The 24,971-nt window shown below is 42.6% G+C and carries 18 protein-coding genes; 5 read left to right on the forward strand and 13 right to left on the reverse strand.

The features are described from left to right. From NXS07_RS05890 to NXS07_RS05905, 4 genes are all read right to left on the reverse strand, one after another. On the reverse strand, positions 1-3,522 hold a 3,522-nt coding region (locus NXS07_RS05890; RefSeq protein WP_258086353.1), incomplete at its 3' end, for a non-ribosomal peptide synthetase. Positions 3,523-4,363: 841 nt separating this feature from the next. Then, the gene (locus NXS07_RS05895) at positions 4,364-5,557 is read right to left on the reverse strand and encodes an MFS transporter (RefSeq protein WP_258086354.1); all 1,194 of its coding nucleotides are present in this window, start codon (positions 5,555-5,557) and stop codon (positions 4,364-4,366) included. A 125-nt stretch (positions 5,558-5,682) separates the two neighbouring features. Next, complete coding sequence (locus NXS07_RS05900; protein WP_080717510.1) at positions 5,683-6,894, reverse strand: L-tyrosine/L-tryptophan isonitrile synthase family protein; 1,212 nt, start codon at positions 6,892-6,894, stop codon at positions 5,683-5,685. A gap of 734 nt (positions 6,895-7,628) precedes the next feature. Further along, positions 7,629-8,252, reverse strand: a complete 624-nt coding sequence (locus NXS07_RS05905; protein ID WP_258086355.1) for a TfoX/Sxy family DNA transformation protein — start codon at positions 8,250-8,252, stop codon at positions 7,629-7,631. A 240-nt stretch (positions 8,253-8,492) separates the two neighbouring features. Here NXS07_RS05905 and sulA point away from each other — a divergent pair, with 240 nt between their 5' ends. After that, a complete protein-coding gene (gene sulA / locus NXS07_RS05910; protein WP_238125891.1) occupies positions 8,493-9,086 on the forward strand; it encodes an SOS-induced cell division inhibitor SulA in 594 nt (197 codons plus the stop codon). A gap of 355 nt (positions 9,087-9,441) precedes the next feature. After that, positions 9,442-10,575: a porin OmpA gene (ompA, locus tag NXS07_RS05915; RefSeq protein ID WP_038194980.1), complete on the forward strand. Its 1,134-nt coding sequence runs from the start codon at positions 9,442-9,444 to the stop codon at positions 10,573-10,575. Between the two features lie 74 nt (positions 10,576-10,649). Here ompA and matP read toward each other — a convergent pair whose 3' ends face one another. Beyond that, positions 10,650-11,099, reverse strand: coding sequence for a macrodomain Ter protein MatP (gene matP, locus NXS07_RS05920; protein WP_038179931.1), 450 nt, complete (start codon positions 11,097-11,099; stop codon positions 10,650-10,652). Positions 11,100-11,304: 205 nt separating this feature from the next. Here matP and NXS07_RS05925 point away from each other — a divergent pair, with 205 nt between their 5' ends. After that, entirely contained in the window at positions 11,305-13,035 is a 1,731-nt protein-coding gene (locus tag NXS07_RS05925; protein WP_038208906.1) for an AAA family ATPase, read from the forward strand. An 84-nt stretch (positions 13,036-13,119) separates the two neighbouring features. Next, positions 13,120-13,638 carry a bifunctional 3-hydroxydecanoyl-ACP dehydratase/trans-2-decenoyl-ACP isomerase gene (gene fabA / locus NXS07_RS05930; RefSeq protein WP_038218443.1) on the forward strand — a complete coding sequence of 173 codons (519 nt, stop codon included), beginning with the start codon at positions 13,120-13,122 and terminating at the stop codon, positions 13,636-13,638. Between the two features lie 108 nt (positions 13,639-13,746). Here the strand turns inward: fabA and rmf are convergent, their stop codons facing one another. The 6 genes from rmf to rlmKL form a co-directional block, all read right to left on the reverse strand. Beyond that, entirely contained in the window at positions 13,747-13,905 is a 159-nt protein-coding gene (gene rmf / locus NXS07_RS05935; RefSeq protein WP_012987356.1) for a ribosome modulation factor, read from the reverse strand. A gap of 135 nt (positions 13,906-14,040) precedes the next feature. After that, on the reverse strand, positions 14,041-14,643 hold the full coding sequence (gene pqiC, locus NXS07_RS05940) for a membrane integrity-associated transporter subunit PqiC (protein WP_258086356.1): 603 nt from the start codon (positions 14,641-14,643) through the stop codon (positions 14,041-14,043). Beyond that, complete coding sequence (pqiB, locus tag NXS07_RS05945; RefSeq protein ID WP_258086357.1) at positions 14,643-16,292, reverse strand: intermembrane transport protein PqiB; 1,650 nt, start codon at positions 16,290-16,292, stop codon at positions 14,643-14,645. The genes pqiC and pqiB overlap by 1 nt, the downstream gene beginning before the upstream one ends. A gap of 1 nt (position 16,293) precedes the next feature. Then, positions 16,294-17,562: a membrane integrity-associated transporter subunit PqiA gene (gene pqiA / locus NXS07_RS05950; protein ID WP_046337174.1), complete on the reverse strand. Its 1,269-nt coding sequence runs from the start codon at positions 17,560-17,562 to the stop codon at positions 16,294-16,296. Between the two features lie 160 nt (positions 17,563-17,722). Beyond that, positions 17,723-19,633 (reverse strand): ABC transporter ATP-binding protein, encoded by a 1,911-nt coding sequence (locus tag NXS07_RS05955; RefSeq protein ID WP_038208879.1) that lies wholly within the window; start codon positions 19,631-19,633, stop codon positions 17,723-17,725. 4 nt (positions 19,634-19,637) lie between these two features. Continuing rightward, a complete protein-coding gene (gene rlmKL / locus NXS07_RS05960) occupies positions 19,638-21,755 on the reverse strand; it encodes a bifunctional 23S rRNA (guanine(2069)-N(7))-methyltransferase RlmK/23S rRNA (guanine(2445)-N(2))-methyltransferase RlmL (RefSeq protein WP_258086359.1) in 2,118 nt (705 codons plus the stop codon). Between the two features lie 125 nt (positions 21,756-21,880). Here rlmKL and NXS07_RS05965 point away from each other — a divergent pair, with 125 nt between their 5' ends. After that, positions 21,881-22,993, forward strand: coding sequence for a YcbX family protein (locus NXS07_RS05965; RefSeq protein WP_038218453.1), 1,113 nt, complete (start codon positions 21,881-21,883; stop codon positions 22,991-22,993). A gap of 253 nt (positions 22,994-23,246) precedes the next feature. Here the strand turns inward: NXS07_RS05965 and NXS07_RS05970 are convergent, their stop codons facing one another. Together NXS07_RS05970 and pyrD are read right to left on the reverse strand one after the other, a co-directional pair. Continuing rightward, a complete protein-coding gene (locus tag NXS07_RS05970; RefSeq protein WP_038208870.1) occupies positions 23,247-23,798 on the reverse strand; it encodes a cell division protein ZapC in 552 nt (183 codons plus the stop codon). A gap of 161 nt (positions 23,799-23,959) precedes the next feature. Beyond that, on the reverse strand, positions 23,960-24,970 hold the full coding sequence (gene pyrD / locus NXS07_RS05975) for a quinone-dependent dihydroorotate dehydrogenase (protein WP_038194963.1): 1,011 nt from the start codon (positions 24,968-24,970) through the stop codon (positions 23,960-23,962). Position 24,971 lies beyond the last annotated feature (1 nt).

Below are 24,971 nucleotides of genomic sequence, written 5' to 3' on the forward strand. Positions count from 1 at the left end.
GAACGGAGTGGCCAGTTCCGCACGCACGGTTTGCAGGAGTGCGTCAAACGCCTCACAAGACTGTGACCGGAGAACCAAATTACCTTCCAGCCCCTGTTGGTAGGCCTGCCCCGCCTCATCGGTGCGGTAGACCGTCTTCATCACCGGATGGCGCTCAACCACCCGATGAATGGCGGTTTCCAGCTGAGACAAACAAGCGCCATCATCCAGTTGCACCAGATAAGGAACATGATAGGCATGGGTTCCCTGCTCAAACTGTTCGATAAACCGCATCCGCTCCTGGGCAAATGACAGCGGGTAACGCGCCAACTCGACGTGGGGGATCACCGTACAGGCCTGCTGTCCCATCTGTGCAGCCATCCCGGCAACGGTTTTCAAGCTAAACACCTGTGCCAAAGAAACATCCACGGCCAGAACACGGCGAATGGCTGCCGTCAGCTTAATCGCGATAAGTGAGTCTCCCCCGATCCGGAAGAAATTATCCTCAATGCCGACCCGCTCCAGCCCCAATACGTCCTGCCAGACGGCACACAGCTGGGTTTCCAGCGCATTACGCGGTGCCACATAACCATCCCGGTTTCCCCACACCGGTGCAGGCAACGCCCGGCGATCCAGCTTGCCATTCAGAGTCAGGGGCACCGTCTCAATCCGGGTCAAGCTGGCCGGCACCATGTAGTCCGGCAGGCGGGCGGACAGGTACGTCATCAAGGTGTCATCCGGCAGCTCCCCGTCCGTGACCAGATACGCGGCCAGCGCTTTATGGCCTTCATGCTCGTGGTCAATCACCACCGCCTGTTTCACCTGCGGGTGCGAGGCCAGCGCGCTTTCAATTTCCCCCAGCTCAATGCGGTAGCCGCGGATCTTGACCTGAAAATCATTGCGCCCCCGATATTCCAGATTGCCGTCCGGCTGCCAGCGCACCAGATCACCGGTTTTATACAGGCGGGTGTAGCCGCGCGCCTGATCTTCGGCCGTGGCAAACGGGTTCACCACAAAACGCTCGGCGGTCAATTCCGGCCGGTTCAAATACCCACGAGCCAGCCCCGCGCCCCCGATGTACAGTTCCCCTGGGGCGCCGATAGGTACGAGATGACCTGAGTCATTCAAAACATAGGCATACATGTCATTTAACGGTCGCCCAATGCAGGATGCCGTTATAGCGTCGTCTTTTATTAATTTCTGATAGGTAACATGTACCGTTGTTTCTGTTATCCCATACATATTGACAAGGGTTGGTGATTGATCTCCATAACTGTCCCACCAGGGCTTCAACTGAACAGGATTAAGTTTATCTCCTCCAAAGATCACATATCGAAGACAGGGAAATTTAGCGCCAATACTCAACGAGGCATCAATAAAAGCATAAAATGCGCCTGGAGTTTGATTCAGAACGGTAACTTTTTGGTGTGAACACAAGCGGGTAAAACTGACAAAATCCTTCGTGCAATCGACTGTTGGAATAATTAAACGCCCACCATATATTAATGCTCCCCATAATTCCCAGACACTGAAATCAAAGGTATAGGCATGGAAAAGAACCCAAGTATCATTTTGATCAAATTGATAATCCCCTTGGGTGGTAGCAAATAAACGCACAGCATTATGATGAGTCTGTAATACGCCTTTTGGCTGCCCAGTCGTTCCTGAGGTGTAAATGACATATGCCAGATCAGCGGCTCCGTTCACCGGTACCGGATTGTCCACTGGCCAGCCGGCCGTCACCGCCTGGTCATCTGCCGCTATCAGTGCCGGCTGGTCAATCAGAACTTGTGTGCATTCACTCAGTGTCGTCAGGTGCCGCTGCTGAGTCACCACGCACGGAGATTGGGTGTCTTCCAAAATAAACTGAATCCGCTCCGGCGGATGTTCCGGGGACATCGGCACATAAGCTCCCCCGGCTTTCAGCACCGCCAGAATACTGATGACCATCTCCAGACCGCGATCCAAGTACAGTGCCACCAGCGTATCTGCCGGCATCGCTTGATTGTGTCGTTGCTGATAGTGCTCGCGGATCACAAAGGCCAGTTGGTTCGCCCGCTCATTCAACTGGCGGTAAGTCAGCGTTGCTCCCTCAAATACCAGCGCCACGTTATCCGGCATGGCTGCTGCACGGGCTTCGAACTGCTGTTGCAGGGTTTGATTTTGTGGATACAGCGCATCGGGCTGGTTCCAAGTGTACAGTAGAGTGTGACGTTCCTGTTCTAATAAAATAGGCAATTCACTGACTAATAAAGAAGGTTTTTTAATCAACGCAGCAAATAAGTTTTTCAGACGTTCAAGTATTTTCCCTACATCTTGATCACTAAAATACGCCTGCAAATAATTTATATTTATTTTTAGTTCCTGATCAGTGCCGCTATAGTCCTTGAATCGAAAAACGATAGGATAAATATTAGAAGTTCCTTCTATATGATTATGTTTATTTTGAGTTACTTCAGATGCTGACTCTGAAAATCGTTCGTAGAAAATAAATAAATTAGGTAAAGGGATTCCAAAATTATTAGCGATTCGAATAAGGTGAGAGTGGGGAAATTTACAATAGCGATAACTATTTTTTTGCGATAATTCCATGAATTTAATCTGTTCAATCACACTTAGCGAGTGTGAAACCTGACAATGTACTGGATAAATATTTGCATGCATTCCAACGACATGCTTGTCTAACTTTCTTTTTCTTCCGTGTGTAATAGTACTAAATGTTAATTCTTTTTGCCCCGTAAGTTCTGCCATCATGATGATGACTAGACTAGAAAAGACAGCAAGCAAATTAGTATTATTTTCTCTACAAAAAATACGTAAATCTGATGTCATCGCAGAAGGTAATGTTAGCGAACCAACACCACTACCCGTATTTTGATAGCAAGGAGTTAAAGGGTATATTTCATTTTCTTTTAAAAAATCACACCAGTAGTTTTTATCCGTTTCGTAATGAGAAGAATTTAGATATTCCCTTGCTTTAATTATTGTATCTAAATATTGAGGAATTTCTGATAACCAAGCTATTGATGTTCCATTTTTAATACATTCGTACAATTTATTAACATATTCATGGAGTCGAAATAATCCTACACCATCAATCATAATATGATGGAATATAGTGAAAAAATAATATTTTTCATCTGTCATACGAATCAATGAAATCTGATATGGAGTTTCCTTTAAAAAATTTATAGGATTATCTATTTGCTGCTGCATCCAAAGCTGTGCTTTTTTTTCAGGTTCAGGCTGCATTGTAACATCATGAAATATAATTGATTCAGGTATACTTTGATCTTGGATATATTGTATAGCTTCATTATCCGCATTAACCGATATGCGTAACCGTAACATATCAATATGTTGATGTAGTAAATTCCACACTTGCTGAAAAGTTACTATATCAACATCTTCTTCTATCAACGTATACCAACCGAGGTTGTGTAGTGGATTATTTTCATAGAGTGCCTGCTCGTAAAACACATCCTCTTGAGCGGGATGAAGGTTATATAAGTTCGAGTTCAACGAGCTTTCAGATGTTCTCATAATAAATTATACGAATGCATTCCGTTCGCAAGTTACTTGTACTCTGTGACACAAACGAGTAGATTTCAGCTCTACACTTCACCTTCAGCAATTAATTTTTGGGTATTAATGTAATCCACTGTCCCACATCTAACTCTTTTACCTGTTTTTAGCCCACGCTGTCATGTGAATTTAATGGGTTTCGGCATTATCTATCGTTGTATCACTATAGCGATTCTCGCAATCTTTCAGCATTCTCCTTTATACAAAAATAGTTAATATCCATCAGCCTTAGTGGTTAAAAACACCCATTACTGATGTGACTTCCTTCATATATTTAGTCATGTACTCTTACTACCTAAGTTATTATATTCAATTCACTCACCATTTTAACCCCAATTATTATTTATTACCCTTTATTTATTAATAGAGTTCACGATAACTACAATTTCTTTTAACTGTAATATTGATTGTTATTTTGATTGAAGTCTATATTATTTTTTATTTAATATAGGTGCGTTTTTAATTACTTTAGAATACCAAACAGAATAGTTACTATTATTTAAAAGTAACACCTTATAATTTTAATCACTATTATGGCATTTTGTTAACACAATAAATAATAATTACCATCATTATTCATAATGACATTGCAAATAATTTCATTTCTATATAATTCATAATCTATTTAATTTCTTATTTTATATATAAAAAGTATTTTAATTAATTTACCCTGAGTAATTTTACTTCCTCGGCAGAAGAACAGTGATGGGGGAAGGATCACTGAAATAAGTGTGCTAACGCAAAAATGGAGTGGTGATAAGAAAAACTATTTCGTATTGAATGAATTACCGGAGAAAAGTCAGTCCGATTGATCAACAACATTCGATATCAAAAGTGCACGAATGCAAAGTAATGATATAGTCAGCAATGTCATCGTTGTGACAACAAAAATCAGTCCTTTCCAACCAAGTGCCCCGTAAATCCCTCCGGAGGCAAGCGCAAATACAGTCGATACCGAGGCCAGAAGCGTCTCACTCGCCCCTTGGACACGGACTTTATTGATACCATCAGGCATACTGTTGATAATATGAGTTCCCCCTAAGAACATAAAGTTCCACCCTAATCCAGCAAAAATCAGCGGCGCTGCGATAATAACCATTACTGCTTCATTTATAAGCCCTATCAGGAAACCGACAAGATACAAGATAGCCCCCAAGAGAATAATACGATTCGCCCCCATTCTTGATATAAGCATACCGGTGATAACACCGGGAGCGAACATAGCTACAAGATGAACACCAATTAATATGCCCGTTTCTGAATTTCCAATACCATAATCTATAGAGGCAATCGAGGCAGTCGACATGACTATCAGCATGATTGCATGACCTAACACCATTGTCACAATTCCAAAAAACAAACGGCGATTTGTGGCAATAAGTGAAAATCCTGATGCCTTACTAATGTCAGCTTCTGTTTGTCGATTAATTGAACATCTAAGACCACCATCAAGTGCAGCGAAAGCAAGAACTGCACATCCTCCGATAACGGACACGATCATGTATATCCCGATGAATGGAAGTTCGAAGCCCAAGCTATCTCCTCTCCCATAGAGCTCGCTTCCAATAATGACACCAATTATTCCAGAAGCCAGCAGTAAAGAGGTTGCTGTTGCAGCCCGGTTTTTTGCAACGCTTTCAGCAGCGGCAAACCGTAGAAAATTAATACCAATCATCGAGATGCCAATCAGGAAATGCCCACCGAGCAGAAGCCCGAAACTGCCTGAATAAATAGCCGTCGCTGAAGCAAGTCCACCGAATATCATTGCCATACTAGCCAGAATAAATCCGGTTCTGCGGCTGTAACGTGCCATCAAGTTCGAAAAAGGGATTGCACAGACACTTCCAGCAGCCATTTGTATCGCAATAGGCAATGTCGCAAGCCAGGCCAATGGAGCAAGATGCAGGCCAGCCAGTCCCCCAACAGTAAAAAGTAGCGGTACCGCACTTTCTAATGTGATATTCCCCAAAATAATGAAGATAAGGTTACGCATGGATGGCCCTCTGATAAGCGATATGAGCACATATTCCACATTGTTAAGTTGTTACTCCCATATTAAGGGGTGTTCTTCAATGTTGATATGTTAGATCATAGGGTAACGTCTTATACTGATTTCTGCTAAGAGTTCAATTTATGCAACAAAACCGCCATATTCTCCAAAATATCGGCATCTACATAAAAGTCACTCACTCCCCGATTATTAATAATCCTTAGTCGTTTGCCATGTTGGTGAATTTCTTGTTCAATACTCATTTGCCAGACATTCTTCCGATTTTCAATAACTGCAATACCATGATAGGGAAGATTGGGTGAATGGCTCTTGTAACCAGGATATATCCTGACGCCCATTAATGGTATTGTCTTATGGTGGATAGTGGCTCGGATTGCATTAGGAAATAGCGTATTTTCCCATCGGATACTAGCCATTGTTTCCTTCATAGCTCTATAATGAACGAAGGCAGTGTGAACTCTATTCATGATCTCATGCTTTATCTCCGAATCAGGGAAGATAGAATCACAAAATATAGCCTTTCTTTGATTATATGTCAGAGATAGATCTGATATATTGACCGTGCTCCCGACGCTTGCATTGAAACGAATGGCTTCCTCATGACTAATTCCCAAAGATGGATTCAATGTGAAGGTTCTCAGATGCTCTGGAAAGGCACGGTCATAATTATCCTGAAGTAATGAAACTATCTTAGATATATCGAGAATATTAACTATTTCATTGATTTTACTTACTTGAGTGAACTCTTCCAGATCCTTTATATATTGTTCTGCCGCAGCCATAGGATCACCAAAAATCCCGGCATAGAATGTGGCATCCGAAAGAATTTTGAAACGTATTCTGACCCCTGTATGTTCCTCAAGATAGGTTGAAATTTTCGCAAGATGTAGCAAGGACACCTCTTCTGCCATGGTTAAAGAGGTAATATCATGTCTTTTCTGCCAATTGCTAATAACGCAGAAGACAGGGAGAAGAATATCGATTTCTCTTCTTTCATTTATACTGAATTTGATATTTTCTAACGTCTCTACGCAGGATGAAAAAAGAGTTCGGGAATTAAACTGGATGGCTGGATGATTGAGATAATCCCGAACCAGGAAGTGCAAAGGCAAATCTTTTTTTCGTTTCTCTTTCCACCACTGTTCAGATGGCAATGTTTTAGAAATAGAACACTGCTCAAGTAATATTTTTCGTAAATCGGATGAAATTAAATGGCCATTAGATGTCATATTAGGTTCATATTCTGGCCAGCCAAATTGACCGAACATGAGTGAATTTTCAATGATTGAACCGTTTGTGCTAACAGATATATTTTTCAATTTCTCTTCCTAAGTAAATTATAGGTACATCCCGTAAAGATGTATGGATTTTTGAATAACTCTGTATTTAGCTTCTAGCACTCCTTTATCATCTAAAAAGGAGTTTTAACTCTCAATGCGAACTGAGTCAGTTGCTGATTATGTAGCCAGACATACCTGCACAACGTTCTTCTCCAGTTTTCCTATTCTCCTGAGCAAAAATGATGACTCTGAAGCCGAACTCTGACATAAAGAAACACAACAAAGAATAACAAAAAATAACGAAGATGGCCTATATCATTATCCGGAAAATGATAGTTATCATTTATATAGTTTTTTATTTATTAAAACCTTATAAAAAACATTTCCTCCACATGAAGATTAATAAATTAAACACCCAGAAAAAATGAAATATATATTTTTAGATCTGATTTATTTTTAACTTAAAACCACATTACATATCAATATATTATTTAAATTCAATAAATTAATAATTATCATTACAAATCTAATATTAAATAAAATAGAATATTACTTATTCAGAATGAATAAGAATTTATAAATATAAAAATATATAATATCTTTTTTTTGTTATTATTCTTAATCGAGAATGCGGTAGCGTCCCAATTCACAATAATAAAAATTTATTTCATTAAAAAACACCTTTATAACTTAGTACTACAGCCGTAATGGCTCTACAGGCAGAGAAACGCGCCAATCTGAATAGGGGCCATGCCCCTATTGATTAAATTTCATTAAGAATAATAACCCAAACTACAGTGATCCAATTCCTTGTGCCAGAGAAGTAAATCATCACGGATTTTCTCTGGTAATACGGCAACATGGCAACCTTCTATCGCACCAGCCAACGCAAGCAATATGCTGACATTCGTCTGTTTTCTGTGTTGCTGTAACTTAAGGTAAGTCGCTTTTGCTCCCAGCACGTGCAACTCTTCTACTTTAGATATGCCGACTTTCCATAGTTGACGTTCTAAAGTCATTCCCAAGTTAGGGAGATCTTTTAGCCTAAGGGGCATTTTTTGCTTATCGATAATTTCTGCCATTGTATATTGATAAGCTAAGCTGACATATTCAAACAACTGCTTTTGATCCTGCCAAAGTGACTCATTAACCCGGTAGTACCGTAAAGTCACGGGAATGCCCCTTTTTGAAAAAATAAATTTCTCCATGCCTCTGGCTTTAAATAATACCTCAGCATGACTATTTCCTCGTAAATACAGTTCGCCATCTGAGCTAATGGCAAACAAGACCCCGTCAAGTAACAACCCAAACCCACCAAATTGAGATTTTTTCTTAAGTTTTCCCAATGAAGATACGCCGTGTTTCAATTGAGCAAAACGCGCCCCAGATAAAAACATTTTTATCACTCCATGAATTATATCCTAACTAATATTTTTCTCATGTTTTTATTAGCAATATAGATAACAAGAACAAGTAATTAAAACCATACGCAATCTGTTTCCAACTGCCAATCGTTAAGTCAGAAAAAAACGGTTTTATGTAAATTTTTGCGAAGCGCTTTGAAAAAAAATAGGCTTGCTTTTAAGCAAGCAACGATATACTGTATAAATATACAGTTCATTATGGCGAGGAACATTATGGGCATTCGATCATCTTGGGGATATCTTATTGAGAAGAAAACGGCAGCTAACGGAACGGAAGAAGAACAAAAAACAGACAGTTGTCCGGTTCTCAAAATAGACAAAACAGCAAGTATCACAACTGCCAGTCGGCTATCTTTTGTCGAATCATCCCAATATGATTCACAAATGGTAAAAGGAATGGTCAGTGAACTGATCTACGGTGAGCACCAGCCAGCTATCAATCACCTTCTGCTTCCTTTACTCCGTCAATCCGGGCATGAAAATCGCTGGTTACTCTGGGTTACACCCAATAAAAGATTGAGTCGTCAGTGGCTGATGAGTTCTGGTTTACCTTTGGATAAGGTTGTTCAGTTAAATCAAATCCGTCCTGTTGCATCAATTGATGCCATGGAAAAGGCTCTAGCAAGTGGCAACTACAGTGTAGTACTGGGTTGGCTACCAGAGCTATCTGAGTATGACGTACAGAAGCTACAACTGGCCGCTCAGAAAGGTACAGCATTGGGATTTATTATGCGCCCACAAAACTCGGCTCATCATTTCAAACCGCCAGTAAACAGATTACAAATTTCTTCTGTTTACTATCATTGACTGGAATTAAGATTTATCCCAATTTCTTTTATAAAAAATAAACTACTACTGCCACTTATCCTTGTTTTCAATGGAAATCAATATATTAATGCTGTCAATATTGTAAATGTTCGTCAAAAACATTCATAATTTGTATAGATGAAATTAAAAATTTTGTGCCATGAGTCACAGTGTACTTGTAAGTTTTTAAGTTCGTTGTAGACTTTACTCAGTTTAGATTTGTACTAGCCGTCCTAATATTTTTCAAGACACATCTAGTGATAGAAGTACAAATACCTAACTAGACATTTTAACCAATGGCTAATAATAAGGCTTTTAAGGCCAATTGCCTATTTGGATGATAACGAGGCGTAAAATGAAAAAGACAGCTATCGCAGTAGCAGTGGCAGTGGCAGCTTTCGCAACTGTTGCTCAAGCAGCTCCAAAGGATAACACTTGGTATACTGGTGCTAAGCTGGGTTGGTCTCAGTACCATGACGTAAATTTTTACGGCAATGGATACGATAACCAAATCGGTAACGGCCCTACTCGCAAAAACCAGCTGGGTGCAGGTGCCTATGTCGGTTATCAGGCAAACCCATATCTAGGTTTTGAATTGGGTTATGACTGGCTGGGTCGCATGGCATATAAAGGCAGCGTCAACAACGGTGCTTTCCGTGCTCAAGGCGTTCAACTGGCGGCTAAACTGAGTTACCCAGTTATGGATAATCTGGATGTCTATACTCGCCTGGGTGGTATGGTATGGCGCGCAGACTCTTCCGCTACTTATAATGCTAACGCATTAGGTGGTGCAGGTGATAAAGATCAGCGCAGACTGAAAAACCACGACACAGGTGTTTCTCCGCTGGCTGCCATTGGTGTTGAATACGCCCTGACCAAAGATCTGGCAACCCGCCTGGATTACCAGTGGGTCAACAACATCGGCGATGCAACCAGTGTCGGTGCCCGTCCAGATAACGGCATGCTGAGCGTTGGCGTTTCTTATCGTTTCGGTCAAGATGACATAGCTCCTGTCGTTGTACCTGCTGCTCCCGTTATTCCAGCTCCAACGCCTGCGCCTTCACCAACTGTTGAAAACAAGAGCTTTACTCTGCGCTCTGACGTTCTGTTCAACTTCAACAAATCAACGTTGAAAACAGAAGGTAAACAAGAGTTAGACAACCTCTACACCCAACTGGCCAAAATTGATCCAGATCAAGGCAGAGTTCTGGTAATTGGCCACACTGATCGCATCGGTAGCCAGCAGTATAACTTGCCATTATCCCAGAAACGAGCTCAATCCGTTGTTGATTATCTGGTAGCTAAAGGCATCCCAGTAGCCAGCATCCAAGCAGAAGGCCGTGGCAAAGAAGGCTCTGTCACTGGCTCTACATGCGATAACATCAAAGGTCGCGCTAAACTCATCGACTGTCTGGCTCCAGACCGCCGTGTAGTTATCAATATTCAGGGTACTAAAGAAATCGTTACTCAGCCGAAAGCAGCACAGTAATCGTCATACTGCCCTCCATATTTAATTAAAAACCCCATGTTAAAATGGGGTTTTATTGTTTCTGTCTATGGCTCTTATTTCCCCAAGATAGCTTCCAAATCCTGCTTTAGGCTCGACATTTGATGGGTATATTTTTCTCTATATTCTGCATCTTCCAGCAATTGCACTATCGTTTCTGATAAAGTATTGCCACGACGTCGGGAAAGAGCTGAAAGCCGCTGCCAAACTTGGAAATCCAAATCGATGGATTTTTTTCGCGAATGTTGATGTTCCGCATTAAAATGACGTTTACGCCGCGCCCGAATCGTCTGTTTCATTCGGTTGGATAAATCTGGGTTCATATGCCGAGAAATCCATTTCAGTACCTTAACTGGCTCACGCTCTAACTGCATCAACTCATTGATCGCATCCTGCGCAGCGCTCTTCTCAATGTATTTAGTAATTAGCTCACCTTCACGATATTTTTTCGCCAAATAAGCCCATTTCCAGCCACATTCCAGATTTTCCAATTGTTGATATTTCATTTCATCTCTCAGTGACAGCGTAACTTAAATTAAGCATAGCAATTATTTTCCTTAATTGCTCACAGCAACACAGGATATTAGAATATTTTACAGATAATGAATGAGTTAACTCAAATGTCATGCCTTTCAAAGATTATGACATGTCGGTTCATTGCCTAATCTTGTATAATAAATGTTTCCCTTTTCACTATATGTAGCTATCACTTTGACGAATATAAAATTAGACTGGCAGGCATTACAGCTAAACAGTACGCCTTATCAAGCACTCTTCAATTCTGTCGCTGAATTGGCACCCGTCACTATGGATGCAATTCAATCTAGATTACACAATGGGCTAACCCTCTTTTGTCAGGCCGATCTGCGTCAGCCTTTTATGTTATTAAAGGCTGATGAGAGTGATATTTATCTGTCTCATTTATCTGATACTATCTCAGCTTTACTGCCGGAAAGCCGTCCCAAAATCGGTGGTTACTATCAGATAGAACACCAAACCATTACTTGGCGTTCTTCTGGTGAAGGCTCCTTTGCACCAACTGAGCGGGTTGCTTATCGCGAATGGATTGAACCGGAGCAATTATTCGGCAACATCTACACCCATCAAGGTGCGCTTCAGCTACAACCTGGTCTTATCCATCAGGTCAATGGCGGTGTCCTGATTTTGCCTTTACGTACCCTACTTTCTCAGCCATTAATGTGGGTTCGTCTCAAGCAGATGATTATCCAGCGCCGTTTTGATTGGCTATCACACAATGAGAATCGCTCACTACCCCTTCCTGTACCTTCAATGCCGTTGAATTTGCGGCTCGTTCTGGTAGGAGATCGCCTGAGTCTTGAGGAATTACACGCTCTTGAGCCAGAATTGGCCAACAATGCACTGTATGGCGAATTTGAGTTGGATATGCCATTTCATGAAGAAGATGATCTAGCGCTATGGTGCCGCTATGTTAACAGAATAATTCAGCAGCAAACATTGCCTCCATTAAGTACTGATGCATGGCCTGAACTGCTCAAGCAAGCCGTTCGTTATACTGAAGACCAACTCAGCTTACCTTTGGATATTCAGTGGTTACAACAAAAGCTGGAAACAGCCGCCGCTTACCAACAGGAAAATCAAATCACATCGCATTCGATGCAACAAGCGGAAGACAATCGTCTCTGGCGTCATGGCTATTTGGCTGAACGTAGCATAGACGAAATTCTGAAAGGTCAGATACTGATCCGTACACAAGGCTCAGTGATTGGCCAAATCAATGGGTTATCCGTGCTCGAATACCCAGGGCATCCAGATCCGATGGGCGAACCTTCACGCATCAGTTGTGTTGCTCATTTAGGAGACGGTGAATTTATTGATGTGGAACGTAAAGTAGAGCTAGGCGGCAATATTCATGCAAAAGGCATGATGATCATGCAGGCTTACTTAATTTCTGAATTAAAACTGGATCAGCCACAACCGTTCTCTGCTTCTATTGTGTTTGAACAATCTTATGGCGAAGTTGATGGCGACAGCGCCTCACTGGCTGAATTATGTGCGTTAATCAGCGCCCTGTCACAACAGCCTATTGATCAGCAAATTGCCGTAACAGGGGCTGTAGACCAATTTGGCTATGTTCAACCCATTGGTGGCGTCAATGAAAAAATTGAAGGTTTCTTCCGTTTGTGTAACTACCGGGAGCTGACAGGTAAGCAAGGCGTGATTATCCCAACGTCCAATGTGCAACACCTGTGTCTGAATCAAGACATTATTGACGCGGTAAAAAATGGGCAATTCCATATCTGGACAGTTGAACATGTCTCTGAAGCAGCATCACTTCTGACGGGTATTCCCTATTACGATCCACAAAAAGAACACTTGTTAGCCATTATATACGAACGCATTACACAGGCTAATAGTCAAGAGCGGCCTAAGCTTCCTTGGTTTCTGCGCTGGTTAGGTTAATTCAGTATCATCTGATCGGAGTTGTTCAGCGTACAAGTGTACGCTATCCTCTGGCCTTACATAATTAAAAGGCTATCCAAAAATATGTTTAACAAACAAGAGTCCTATACAAAAGAAGAACTTCAAACCTCTGGACAAGGTAAGTTATTCGGTGAAAATGGCCCACCACTGCCTTCTGGCAATATGCTGATGATGGATCGCATCATAAAAATGACAGAAACCGGGGGTGCCTACGATAAAGGCTATGTCGAAGCTGAGTTAGATATTAATTCTGAGCTGTGGTTCTTCCATTGCCATTTTGTCAATGATCCCGTTATGCCAGGTTGCCTCGGCCTTGATGCTATGTGGCAGCTCGTTGGCTTCTTCCTTGGCTGGATCGGGGGTGAAGGTAAAGGCCGTGCGCTTGGGGTGGGTGAAGTTAAATTCACTGGCCAAGTGTTACCAACGGCAAAAAAAGTCACCTATCGCATTAATTTCAAGCGGATTGTTAACCGTAAGCTCATTATGGGGCTAGCTGATGGTGAAGTTTTGGTAGACGATAAACTGATTTATACCGCAAAAGATTTGAAGGTAGGATTATTTAAGGACACCAGTGCCTTTTGACAATTTCGTATTGGCTGCGAACGCTTATTTCCAGTGCTAATCACCTCCGCTACTGTGGCGGAGGTGATTATCCTAATGAATCGAGTTATTAACCAAACTTACTTATCGTCAAGCACGGTCTTCCATCGCTTGACGCCAGCCACCCAACCAATGTGAACGCGCATCCAATGAATGATAAGGGCAATTCTCTCGCGGCCGTCCGTGAATTCCAGCTTGATAACCTCTGGAAAGTGCTCGTGCCAAACGGTCTCTTTTCTGTCTTTTCATGCCTTACTTCCTCATCCTATTACCATGTAAATAAAACAATGATCGTTTTTCATCCACATGGTTCTAAGTGATACCCTTATATGCAGCGAAGATCAAGTAAAGATGTTCATAGAAATGTCAAATACACCATACCAATTAGACAGGAGAGGCTATCTGACTAGCGATGGATTGAGCCAACTGACTATAACCTGTTGCCAAAGTGCGTACTAATTCAGCATAACCATCTATTTTCTGTTTCAACTCAAGATTGAATGGCCGTTTAATCACGCCATTCTGATTAAATAACATCCAATATCCTTGAATCATCACCTTTCCGTCATACCGTCCGTGAAAAGCGGTTATTGTGATATCCAGTGTATCCGCATTTTTCTCCAGCGGTTGTCCGGCAACGAGTTTTTGTGGAAATGCCGCGCTTAGTTCCGTGATCAAAACCTGCTGTAATTGTTGTTCTAATGGGCTAGCCCACAAGTGATTCGAAGCATTGACATAGATCACGTCCCCTGTTTGATAAACGATACCCGGTGATGCAAGGTAATCAGCAAGAGTCACTCCTTTTACCCATAATTGTCGTTCATCTTTGACACCTAATCGACTTTCCTGTGATGTACTCGTTAAAGTCGGTAGCTGGTAGTAAGTTTTTTGCGGCTGACTACTGCTGCACCCTGAAATAAACACGCTACTAACAGCAAAAACACTGACAGAAATAAAAAACGCCAATCTTAACATCAACTTTTTCATTAGTTACGCGCCTTTTTGGGTTCAGGATCTTTCATCTCTTCAGCTTCAAATACCAATGCGTTGCTTTTATTGTTAAGTGTCTTCAAGACAGGTTGCAATTCACGCAAGACTTGATCCAGCCGTTGCATATTATCAATCAGCTTATTGTAAGCCGGAGATCCGGGTTGAATGCCCTGCATACTGCGGTTTAATTCTTGCAGTGTATTTTGTATATCTTTGGGAAGCCCCTGAGCTTCTTTGCTCGCAAGGATGCGATTTAATTCATCCATTGTTTTTCGAGCTGCCTTGATGGTTTTCTGGCTTTCTTCTAATGTCCGGGTAGCTTGAACAAATACGGGCTCAATCGGCATATTATTAATTTTATCCAGTGCCATAATGACTTTTTGCTGGATTTGAGCCAACCCACCACTTACTGTTGGCAAAATTTCATAACCTGCGATTTCATATGGACCTGTCCATTTTTCCTCATTGGGGTAAAAGTCCAAATCAATGAACAATGCCCCTGTCAGTAAGTTTCCTGATTTCAAAGAGGCTCTCAGGCCGCGCGCAATAATTTCCTCAAGTTCCTTATCAGTATAAAAACCACTACCAATCTCTTTCTCAAAACGCTCAGGTTCAATATGAATCAATACGGGAATACGGAAGTCATTATCAAGTCGCTGTCTAACGCCTTCAGTGTAAAAAGGCACTTTTGCCACAGTTCCCACCCGTATGCCGCGAAATTCGACTGGCGCTCCCAGCTGCAAGCCACGAACTGAATCAGCGAAAAACAACAACAAATCTTTATGCTTTGTATAGAGTGAGTTTTGGATATTTTTCTCACTGTCATAAAGTTTGAAAGTTTCTTTTTCTTTAACCGGGTTGCCCAAATCCCAACCTTTCGGTACATCAAAACTGACACCGCCGCCAAACAGAGTGGATAATGATGCAACCTCGACCCGTAGCCCCTGTGAGGACATGTCGAAGGCAACACCGCTGTCTTTCCAGAATCTGACACCCGAGGTCAACAATCCATCATAGGGTGCATTGACGAAAATTTGGTAGCGCATTAACCGCGATTTGGGATCAAAAATACTGGTTTCAACCGAACCTACCCGATACCCCCGAAATAGCACAGGGTCACCGGGAGTTAACTGCCCTGCTTTTTCACTGATTAAGACCAGACGCATACCTTTTGCATCAGGAGACGCCAGCGGAGGTGAATCCAGTAATGAAAATTTATTCTCTTCACCGCCTTGATTGCCTGGCTGTAATTCAATAAATACCCCGGAAAGTAATGTACTCAAGCCAGAAATACCTTCACGGCCAATTTGAGGTTTAACGACCCAAAACGCAGTATCTTGGTATAATAGCCGCTCCATACCATCATTCAGGCGAGCCTTGATGATAACTTGGCCTAAGTTATCACTCAGTGACACACGTTCAACTATACCGATATCAACACTACGGCTTTTTATTTTGGTTTTGCCTGCTTCAATGCCCTCAGCATTGGATGTCATCAATGTCACTTCAGGCCCTTGATGACTGAAATGATAAAACAATATCCAGGCACCAATTAGCACAGTGATAATTGGCACAATCCATACAGGTGACCAACTCTTGAGTTTACTGATTCTGGCCTGAGTCAGATCTTCTTCTTTATCCGTCACCTTACGACTCCTCATTTTTCTGTAACTCAAATTTATGATTGGCTTTGTCCCAAGTTAAGCGCGGATCAAATGTTATTGACGCAAACATCGTCAAGATAACAACCAGAGCAAACAGGACTGCTCCGGTGGCAGGATAGACACTCATGAACTGCCCCATGCGAACCAGCGCTGATAGCACCGCAATAACGAAAACATCAATCATGGACCAGCGCCCGACAAATTCGACCATTTCATAGATAAAATGCATCGTTTCAGAATCATGACTGCTCTGACTCTTCGCATCCCAGCACAGCCAACTGATAGCCAGCATTTTCAGTATAGGCACCATAATACTGGCGATGAAAATAACCATTGCAACCGGGTAAGAACCTGTGCTCCAAAGTAGAATAATGCCTTCCAGAATGGTGGAGTTAATATGGCTACTCAATGCCTGAGTCACCATAATCGGCAGCAGGTTCGCTGGAATATAAAGTATGGCGGATGTTATCAATAGTGCCATAGTGTATTGGAGGCTATGGCGACGACGGGCATGTCCCGTAGTATGGCAGCGGGAACACTGCGGCAGCTGGGCTGGCAAGATGGCGGTACAACACTGGCACAGCCTGACACCTTGCACCAAACCCGGTTTACCTGCCTGTAAAGGTATACACACTTCAGGTGCCGGCTCTATTTCATTCCAAAACCAGTGTCTGTCAAGACATTGAAATGCTCTGACCTGAAACAGGCAGAATAGACAATAAGGCAGGAAACTCAACCCAATACCAATGTCGCCATAAGCCATTAACTTGACAAAGCTAACTAACACTCCTGCAAGGAAGATCTCTGCCATGCACCAGGTTTTCATCTGAAACAAAATACGCGCCAGCTCAATTTTCAAGCGACGCGCCATCTTAATGTTCTGACACAAGAGAATAATAGCGACCATGCAAAATGCAGGTACGAGCTGAACAAAAATCAGGAAAAACACTGCGATGCTTGAATAGTCTTCGCTAAACATCACTTTCGGGATCTGAGGCAGCGATATTTCACTGACAATACCCGCGATATTCATTCTGACAAACGGAAAGAGGCTGGCGAGGAACAGCATCAATAATGCACTCGCTGCATAGCCTGTTGGCTGATTACGTGGCTCTTTCCACTTTGCTGTCAGAAAAGTCTCACATCGGGGGCAAGCCGCTTTATTCCCTTGTTCCAAGTTAGGCACGGCCACCAGCATGTCACACTGGGGACACAAAACCAGCTTGTCATGCTGATGATTATTGGAACACAAAGTGTTTCTCCTGTAGCAAATCAACAAGGCCATACTCTTGATCTTTCAAATTGCTGCTGCGTTCACTCACCCCAGCCACATAGTGATCTATGCGCCCGGGGGATTTCCTCACTTACCGCCGCGCTGCAAATTGAAATTTATTGGAAATAGGCAGCAGCCATCATCCATTTTTTATCATTTCCAGTTCCTGCCAGCGATCAAAAGCTTTTTCCAGCTTTTGCTCTTTATTTGCCAATTCATTCAGAACATTTTGTGTGATTGCGTGTGGTTGATTGAAGAATTCAGAATCACCGACCTGGGATTGCAATTGTTCTATTTCTTCCTCTAAGATTTCTAATAATGATGGTAGTTGTTCTAACTCTCGCAGTAAATGGTAACTTATCTTATTGCTTGCCCGTTTAGATGTTTCTTTAGACTTGACTGCCTTCGTTTCGATACTGTTTTTTTTCTCTGAAGACTGGTGTAGGGAGATAGTCTGCGTCCGTTGTTGTTGGGCATCATAATAACCTCCTACATAGTTATTGATTTCGCCATTGCCTTCAAAAATCCAGCATTCAGTCACGGAATTGTCAACAAATTGACGATCATGGCTGACCAGAATCACCGTACCTGTATAGCCATCAACTAATTCTTCGAGTAATTCCAGCGTTTCAACGTCAAGGTCGTTGGTCGGTTCATCAAGAATGAGCAAGTTGCTCGGTTTCAGGAACAGGCGCGCCAGCAACAGTCGGTTACGTTCACCGCCAGAGAGAGCCCGCACAGGCGTCATCGCTCGCTTAGGATGGAAAAGGAAGTCCTGCAAATAACCCAGTACATGACGGGAGCGTCCATTCACCATCACTTCCTGCTTGCCTTCTGCAAGGTTATCCATGACAGTTTTGTCCGGGTCTAATGCGGCACGATGCTGATCAAAGTAAGCCACTTCAAGTTTTGTTCCACAGTGAATGCGCCCACTCTCTGACGACAAATCTCCCAGCATCAGTTTCAATAATGTCGTTTTGCCACAACCATTTGGCCCAACTAAAGCAATTTTATCTCCACGCTGAACTTGCGCCGAGAAATTCTTGACCAATGTTTTATCACCAATCTGGTAATTCACATTTTCCATTTCAAACACGATTTTACCGGAACGTGTCGCTTCTTCGACCTGCATTTTCGCCGTACCCATAACATTACGACGATCGGAGTGCTCTACACGCAACGCTTTCAACGCCCTTACCCGCCCTTCGTTACGGGTACGTCGTGCTTTAATGCCCTGACGGATCCAGACTTCTTCCTGAGCCAGCTTTTTATCAAATTCGGCATTTTGTAATTCTTCAACCCGCAATGCCTCTTCCTTGCTTTCAAGGTATTTATCGTAATTTCCTGGCCACGAAGTCAGTTTCCCGCGATCTAAATCAATGATGCGCGTTGCCATACTGCGAATGAATGAGCGGTCATGGGAAATAAAAACAAGGCTTCCGTTGAAGTCTTTCAAAAAATTTTCCAACCACTCAATCGTATCAATATCAAGGTGGTTTGTTGGTTCATCAAGAAACAGCACTCTAGGCGAGCTGACTAGCGCCCTTCCCAATGCGGCCTTGCGCAACCAGCCACCGGAAAGTGAGGACAATTTTGCTTCTGCTGGCAAAGAAAGTTGTTTCAAGACATCACTGATCCGGCTATCCAGTAACCAAAGCCCCTGAATATCCAGTACTTCCTGCAATTCTGCTAGCCGATTGAGGTTCTTGTCGCTAGGATCAGTTTCCACCAGACGGGAAGCATGATGAAATGCCTTGATGCAATCCGCCTGTTCCTTTACCCCTTCCGACACAAAATCAAATACCGTGCCTTCTACATCACGGGGTGGGTCCTGCTGTAAACGGGCAACAATCAAATCCTGCTCATAAATAACCTGGCCATCATCCAATGGCTGCTCTTTTGCCAGTACGCGCAGCAGGGTTGATTTCCCTGCTCCATTGCGACCAACCAGACACACTCTTTCGTTTTCTTCTATATGCAGTTCAGTATTATCCAACAGTGGCGCATCACTGAATGATAACCAGGCACCGGAGAGATTAATCAATGACATAATATTATTTTTCCTCGCCAGCGTGACGCAGTAGCCAGCAGTTATGAATCTGGCGGTTACGGGCAAAATCCTGAGATACCGTTTTCTCTGTGATTTCTTCCGCAACCAGCCCTAATTTCTCAAGTTCGGCAAAGTCCATTTTGAAACCTCGCTTATTGTTGGAGAACATCAGGGTTCCGCCACGACGAAGCAGACATTTAAGCTGTTTCATGAGTGGAATGTGATCACGCTGAACATCGAATGAGTCTTCCATTCGCTTAGAGTTAGAAAATGTCGGAGGATCGATAAAGATCAAATCGAATTGCTCGCGACTTTGTGCCAGCCATCCCAAACAATCAGCCTGAATCAAACGATGCTGGTGCCCAGACAAGCCATTAGCCTGTAGATTCTTTTCTGCCCATTCAAGATAAGTGCGGGACATATCCACTGTGGTCGTAGACCTCGCACCGCCCAATCCAGCATGCACCGTTGCTGAACCGGTATAGGCAAACAGGTTAAGGAAATCTTTCCCTTGGCTCATTTCACCCAATTTTTGGCGGGCAATACGATGATCGAGAAACAGACCGGTATCCAGATAATCTGTCAAGTTGACCCAGAATTTCGCACCATATTCGTTCACCAAAAAGAATTCTTTCTTTTCGGCCATTTTTTCATATTGATTTTTGCCTGTTTGACGCTGGCGGGTTTTCAGGATCAGTTGATTAGATGACAATTCGAGCACATTCATGGTTGCACTGATCACATCGAATAAGCGTTGGCGGGCTTTGTTGGCATCTACGGTTTTAGGTGGCGCGTATTCCTGAACAACAACTTTGTCCGCATAACGATCAACCGCAACGTTGTATTCAGGTAAATCCGCATCATATAAACGATAACAGTCAATACCCTGCTGCTTCGCCCACTTACTGAGTTTCTTCTCATTTTTGCGCAAACGGTTAGCATAATCATCTGCAATACCGGCATCCAGTGATTGCGGTTTGTCCGAAAGTTGATAATTTTTCTGGACACAATCCAGCGGGCCATTTTTAGCCTTAAACTCGCGTTCAGCGCGCAGTTGCAGGCAACTCAACAACTCTGGCGAAGCACTGAATAATGAGAGACGCCAGCCTGGGAAGCGGCTTTTCATTATTCGTCCAAATATGCTGTGCAAGGCAACCAGTGCTGGCTCACTTTCAAGACGTTCGCCATAAGGCGGGTTGCTCAGTATTGTTCCCACAGCGCCCTCCGGCAATGGGTTTTCCAGCTTACTCGCATCCCCTTGTTGAAACTGAATTAAGTGGGCAACGCCTGCTCTGCGGGCATTTGAGCGAGCCATATCCATGACCCGACGATCAATATCCGAACCAAAAAAGCGAGAAGTCGTTTCCTGTAGCCCTTTACGGAAACGTACCTGCGCTTCAGCCATCATTTCACGCCAGATTTCTTGATCGAATTTCAGCCATGATGTGAATCCCCAATGCTGACGATGCAAACCTGGAGCGCCATCTGCGGCCATCATTGCCGCTTCTATCAATAACGTTCCTGAACCACACATTGGATCAATCAGCGGCGTTCCCGCTTTCCAGCCAGAGCGCAAAACAACCGCCGCCGCAAGTGTTTCTTTCAGCGGAGCTTGACCAGCCAAATCACGGTAGCCACGGATATGCAACCCTTCTCCACTCAAATCAAGCGACAGTGTCGCTTTTTCTTTGTTCAGAAAAACATCAATGCGAATATCCGGCTGTTGTTTGGCAACATCAGGACGTTGCTTTATTTTACGTACAAAGCTATCAACAATGGCGTCTTTCACTCTCAGGGCACCATATTGTGTGTTTCTGATTTCCTCATTCGTGCCACTGAAATGCACTGAGAATGTGCTATCGACTGAAAAAATTTCGCTCCAGTCAATAGATTGAACCCCAAGATAGAGATCCAAATCGCTATAAACATTGAATTCGTTAAGCGGCATCAGGATACGTGATGCCAGCCTGCTCCAGAGCAAGCTTTTATACATCACCCGATCATCACCTTGAAAATGAACCCCACCTTGGGCAATCTTGCAGGATTGCGCTCCCAGCATTTCCAATTCGTTTTTTAATAATTCTTCCAGCCCACGTGCCGTGCTGGCAAAGAGAGAGTTCATATTATTTTTCACCACAAAAAGTCCACCACCAAAAAAAATCGCTGCACATTATAGCTAATACCAGCAACATGTCATAAAGTTGCTCACCTTATCAAAAAATAAAAAACATTTTTTGGGCATACTGAATGATAACTCTGTCACGTCTCTATACATACCCAGTGAAATCAATGCGTGGGTTGCAGCTCTCGCACTCCTTTACCGGTGAAAGTGGTTTGATGTTTGATCGCAACTTTATGATTACCAAAACAGATGGCAGTTTCATGACAGCTCGCCTGTATCCCCAAATGCTGCTATTTACCCCTTCCATGCTCAATAACGGTATTTACTTGAGAGCGCCTAATGGGGAAAGTGCAACGATACTCTACAGCGATTTTAAAGAAGAACACCATCCTACCGAAGTTTGGGGCAATCATTTTACTGCGTTGGTCGCTCCCGATGAGGTGAATACCTGGCTGGGTGGCTTTTTTGATACACCTGTGCAACTCCGCTGGCTCAGTGAAGAGTTAACCCGCCGAGTGAAGCAATTCCCTGATATCTCACTGTCATTTGCTGATGGTTTTCCCTACTTAATTATTAATGAAGCTTCTTTTCATGCGTTGCAGCAACGTTGTCCCGCCAGTATCAAAATAGAACAATTCCGTGCCAATATTGTTGTTACAGGCGCAGCACCTTTCGAAGAAGATAGCTGGCAGACCATCCAGATCGGCAATATTATTTTTGACCTGCCAAGACCATGTAGCCGCTGTATTTTGACTACAGTAAGCACTGAAAAAGGCCGTAAAAATCCGAAAAGCGAACCACTGGCTACATTGCAATCATTCAGAACTGCCAAAGAGAATGGGGCAGTTGATTTTGGACAGAATGCCATTGTCCGCAATAATGGGATTATTCGCGTAGGTGATAGCGTCACTATTTTAGATAAGAAAACACCTCGTGAATATGGCTGCGGTGAGCAAGCAAAAGATTTGAATATACAGAAAGCAATTGGGCAAGCTATTTCAATTGAATTCAACGGTCAGCGTTTTACTGGAAATAATCAGCAAATTATTTTAGAACAGTTGGAAAAACAAGGTATTAAAATCCCCTATTCATGTCGCGCGGGAATTTGTGGTTCCTGTAAGATATCTCTGATTGAAGGTAATGTGTCACCATTAAAATCGACCGCTATCAAAGATAATGGGAAAATTCTGGCGTGTAGCTGTATTCCCCAAAATGATTTAGTTATTGAATTAAAATAAGCACCAATAATACATATTATTGATATTTACATAGCTAATCAGGCTGTATGGATAAAAACATCTGCCTGATTTTTTATATCCAATAGTACTGGCATTCAGCTATGCCGATCGTTTCAACGTGGACTGTCATTGAAAAATCTAAGACAGGAAAAATATTTTGAGATCAAAGACTCAATTTAAACAAAAAATGTTCTGAATGTTACTGTTGAATGGTGATAAATGACAAGTGATATTAACAAAATGGCTTAATATATTAAATCGCTCTGCCATATATCGTTTCCCGAGTGGGTTCAGTATAAGGCATTAAACGGTCATTCATTATCTTAATTGGATCACAAAAATTCATCACTCGATCATTAAGTTCTAACTTTTGTTGTGCTAATAAACACAAGCTGGCGCTATCACCGACTTCTGCCACCATGAATAGCACTTCAGTACCGCAATCCTGTAAACGAACTTGAACAATTTCCCCCTGTTCCGGTTTTGTCATTACAGAGAAACTGGAAAAATACCAGCTTTTTGGCATTTGTGGTTTCATAAAACGGAATGCAACTACGCCATTCAATGCTAATTCAGCCCCGAGCTCTGATGCAATATTAATACAACGGAAATGTTCTTCGAAAGCATAATAAAGTGCTGCATCATCGACAGAAAAAGGCATTTCTTCCATCGTGATTGCATAATCAGTCAGCATTTTGGCAGGAAAACGGGAACGGAAAACCATGCCATTAGCGAGATCGAGCATGACACGGCTGTGCTCGGAATCAAAGTACCAGCGCCACTGATCATCAGGTCTAATTTTCATTGATTACCCTTTATATGCTCAAAATAGCTTGTTTGGTTCAAAATAAATAACACTACCATAGTGGAAAACCAGAAAAACTGATAAAAAAATTAATCTATCAGACAAAATATAGACGAGTTGAGAGTAGAAATAAACCCCCAACTCCGAATTGCGGCAAATATTCAGATATGATTAACAATATCTTTGATTAGTTTTGGCCCTTTATAGATAAAACCAGAAAATATCTGAATCAAAGAAGACCCTACTTCCATTTTTTCTCTAGCCGCAACTAGGGAATCAATTCCCCCAACACCAATAATGGGTATTTTACCTTTTAATTCTTGAGAAAGGCATCGAATTATTTCTGTACTGCGAAGTTGCACAGGACGACCACTTAATCCACCAGCCTGCTGGCAGTGATTCAACCCTTCAATGAGCTTTCTGTCCAGTGTGGTATTAGTAGCAATAACGCCATCAATGCGATGGCGCATTAAACTGTCTGCAACTTGTATTAATTCTTCTTCTGTCAGATCTGGTGCAATTTTTACAGCAATCGGAACATACTTTTGGAATTTCTGCTGAAGTTCACTCTGCTTATTTTTAATCGCAGATAAGAGATCATCCAACGCTTCACCATACTGTAACGTTCGCAAACCTGGAGTATTGGGGGACGAAATGTTAATCGTAATATAACCTGCGTGAGGATAAATTTTATCCATACAAATTAAATAATCGTCTTTGCCATTCTCTATTGGGGTATCTTTATTTTTGCCAATATTGATCCCAATAATCCCATCGTATTTTGCCCGTTTGACATTCTCAACTAAATTATCAACACCAAGGTTATTAAAACCCATTCGATTGATGATGCCTTCCGCTTCAACAACGCGGAACAATCTTGGTTTGTCATTTCCAACCTGTGGGCGCGGTGTTACCGTTCCGATTTCCACAAAACCAAAACCCATTGCACCAAATGCATCAATGCAATCACCGTTTTTATCAAGGCCTGCGGCCAAGCCAAGAGGATTTTTGAAAGATAAGCCCATACAAGTGACGGGTTTAGTGGCAACTGACTGGCGGATAAGAAATTCGAAAGGAGTACCGGTAACAAGTTTGAGCTGGCGGAAAGTAAGCTCGTGTGCCTGTTCGGGATCAAGCTGGAACAATGCCTTCCGTAGTAGCGAATAATACATG

This window comes from Xenorhabdus bovienii (assembly GCF_024721015.1).
GTDB classification, from domain to species: Bacteria; Pseudomonadota; Gammaproteobacteria; order Enterobacterales; family Enterobacteriaceae; genus Xenorhabdus; species Xenorhabdus bovienii.

Coding starts and splice junctions, on each gene's coding strand:
- NXS07_RS05955 (WP_038208879.1), bottom strand. CDS start 19,633: ATGTCATTGATTAATCTCTCCGGTGCCTGGTTATCATTCAGTGATGCG.
- matP (WP_038179931.1), bottom strand. CDS start 11,099: ATGAAATATCAACAATTGGAAAATCTGGAATGTGGCTGGAAATGGGCT.
- rmf (WP_012987356.1), bottom strand. CDS start 13,905: ATGAAAAGACAGAAAAGAGACCGTTTGGCACGAGCACTTTCCAGAGGT.
- NXS07_RS05965 (WP_038218453.1), top strand. CDS start 21,881: ATGATAACTCTGTCACGTCTCTATACATACCCAGTGAAATCAATGCGT.
- NXS07_RS05895 (WP_258086354.1), bottom strand. CDS start 5,557: ATGCGTAACCTTATCTTCATTATTTTGGGGAATATCACATTAGAAAGT.
- NXS07_RS05970 (WP_038208870.1), bottom strand. CDS start 23,798: ATGAAAATTAGACCTGATGATCAGTGGCGCTGGTACTTTGATTCCGAG.
- NXS07_RS05905 (WP_258086355.1), bottom strand. CDS start 8,252: ATGTTTTTATCTGGGGCGCGTTTTGCTCAATTGAAACACGGCGTATCT.
- sulA (WP_238125891.1), top strand. CDS start 8,493: ATGGGCATTCGATCATCTTGGGGATATCTTATTGAGAAGAAAACGGCA.
- fabA (WP_038218443.1), top strand. CDS start 13,120: ATGTTTAACAAACAAGAGTCCTATACAAAAGAAGAACTTCAAACCTCT.
- pqiC (WP_258086356.1), bottom strand. CDS start 14,643: ATGAAAAAGTTGATGTTAAGATTGGCGTTTTTTATTTCTGTCAGTGTT.
- rlmKL (WP_258086359.1), bottom strand. CDS start 21,755: ATGAACTCTCTCTTTGCCAGCACGGCACGTGGGCTGGAAGAATTATTA.
- pyrD (WP_038194963.1), bottom strand. CDS start 24,970: ATGTATTATTCGCTACTACGGAAGGCATTGTTCCAGCTTGATCCCGAA.
- ompA (WP_038194980.1), top strand. CDS start 9,442: ATGAAAAAGACAGCTATCGCAGTAGCAGTGGCAGTGGCAGCTTTCGCA.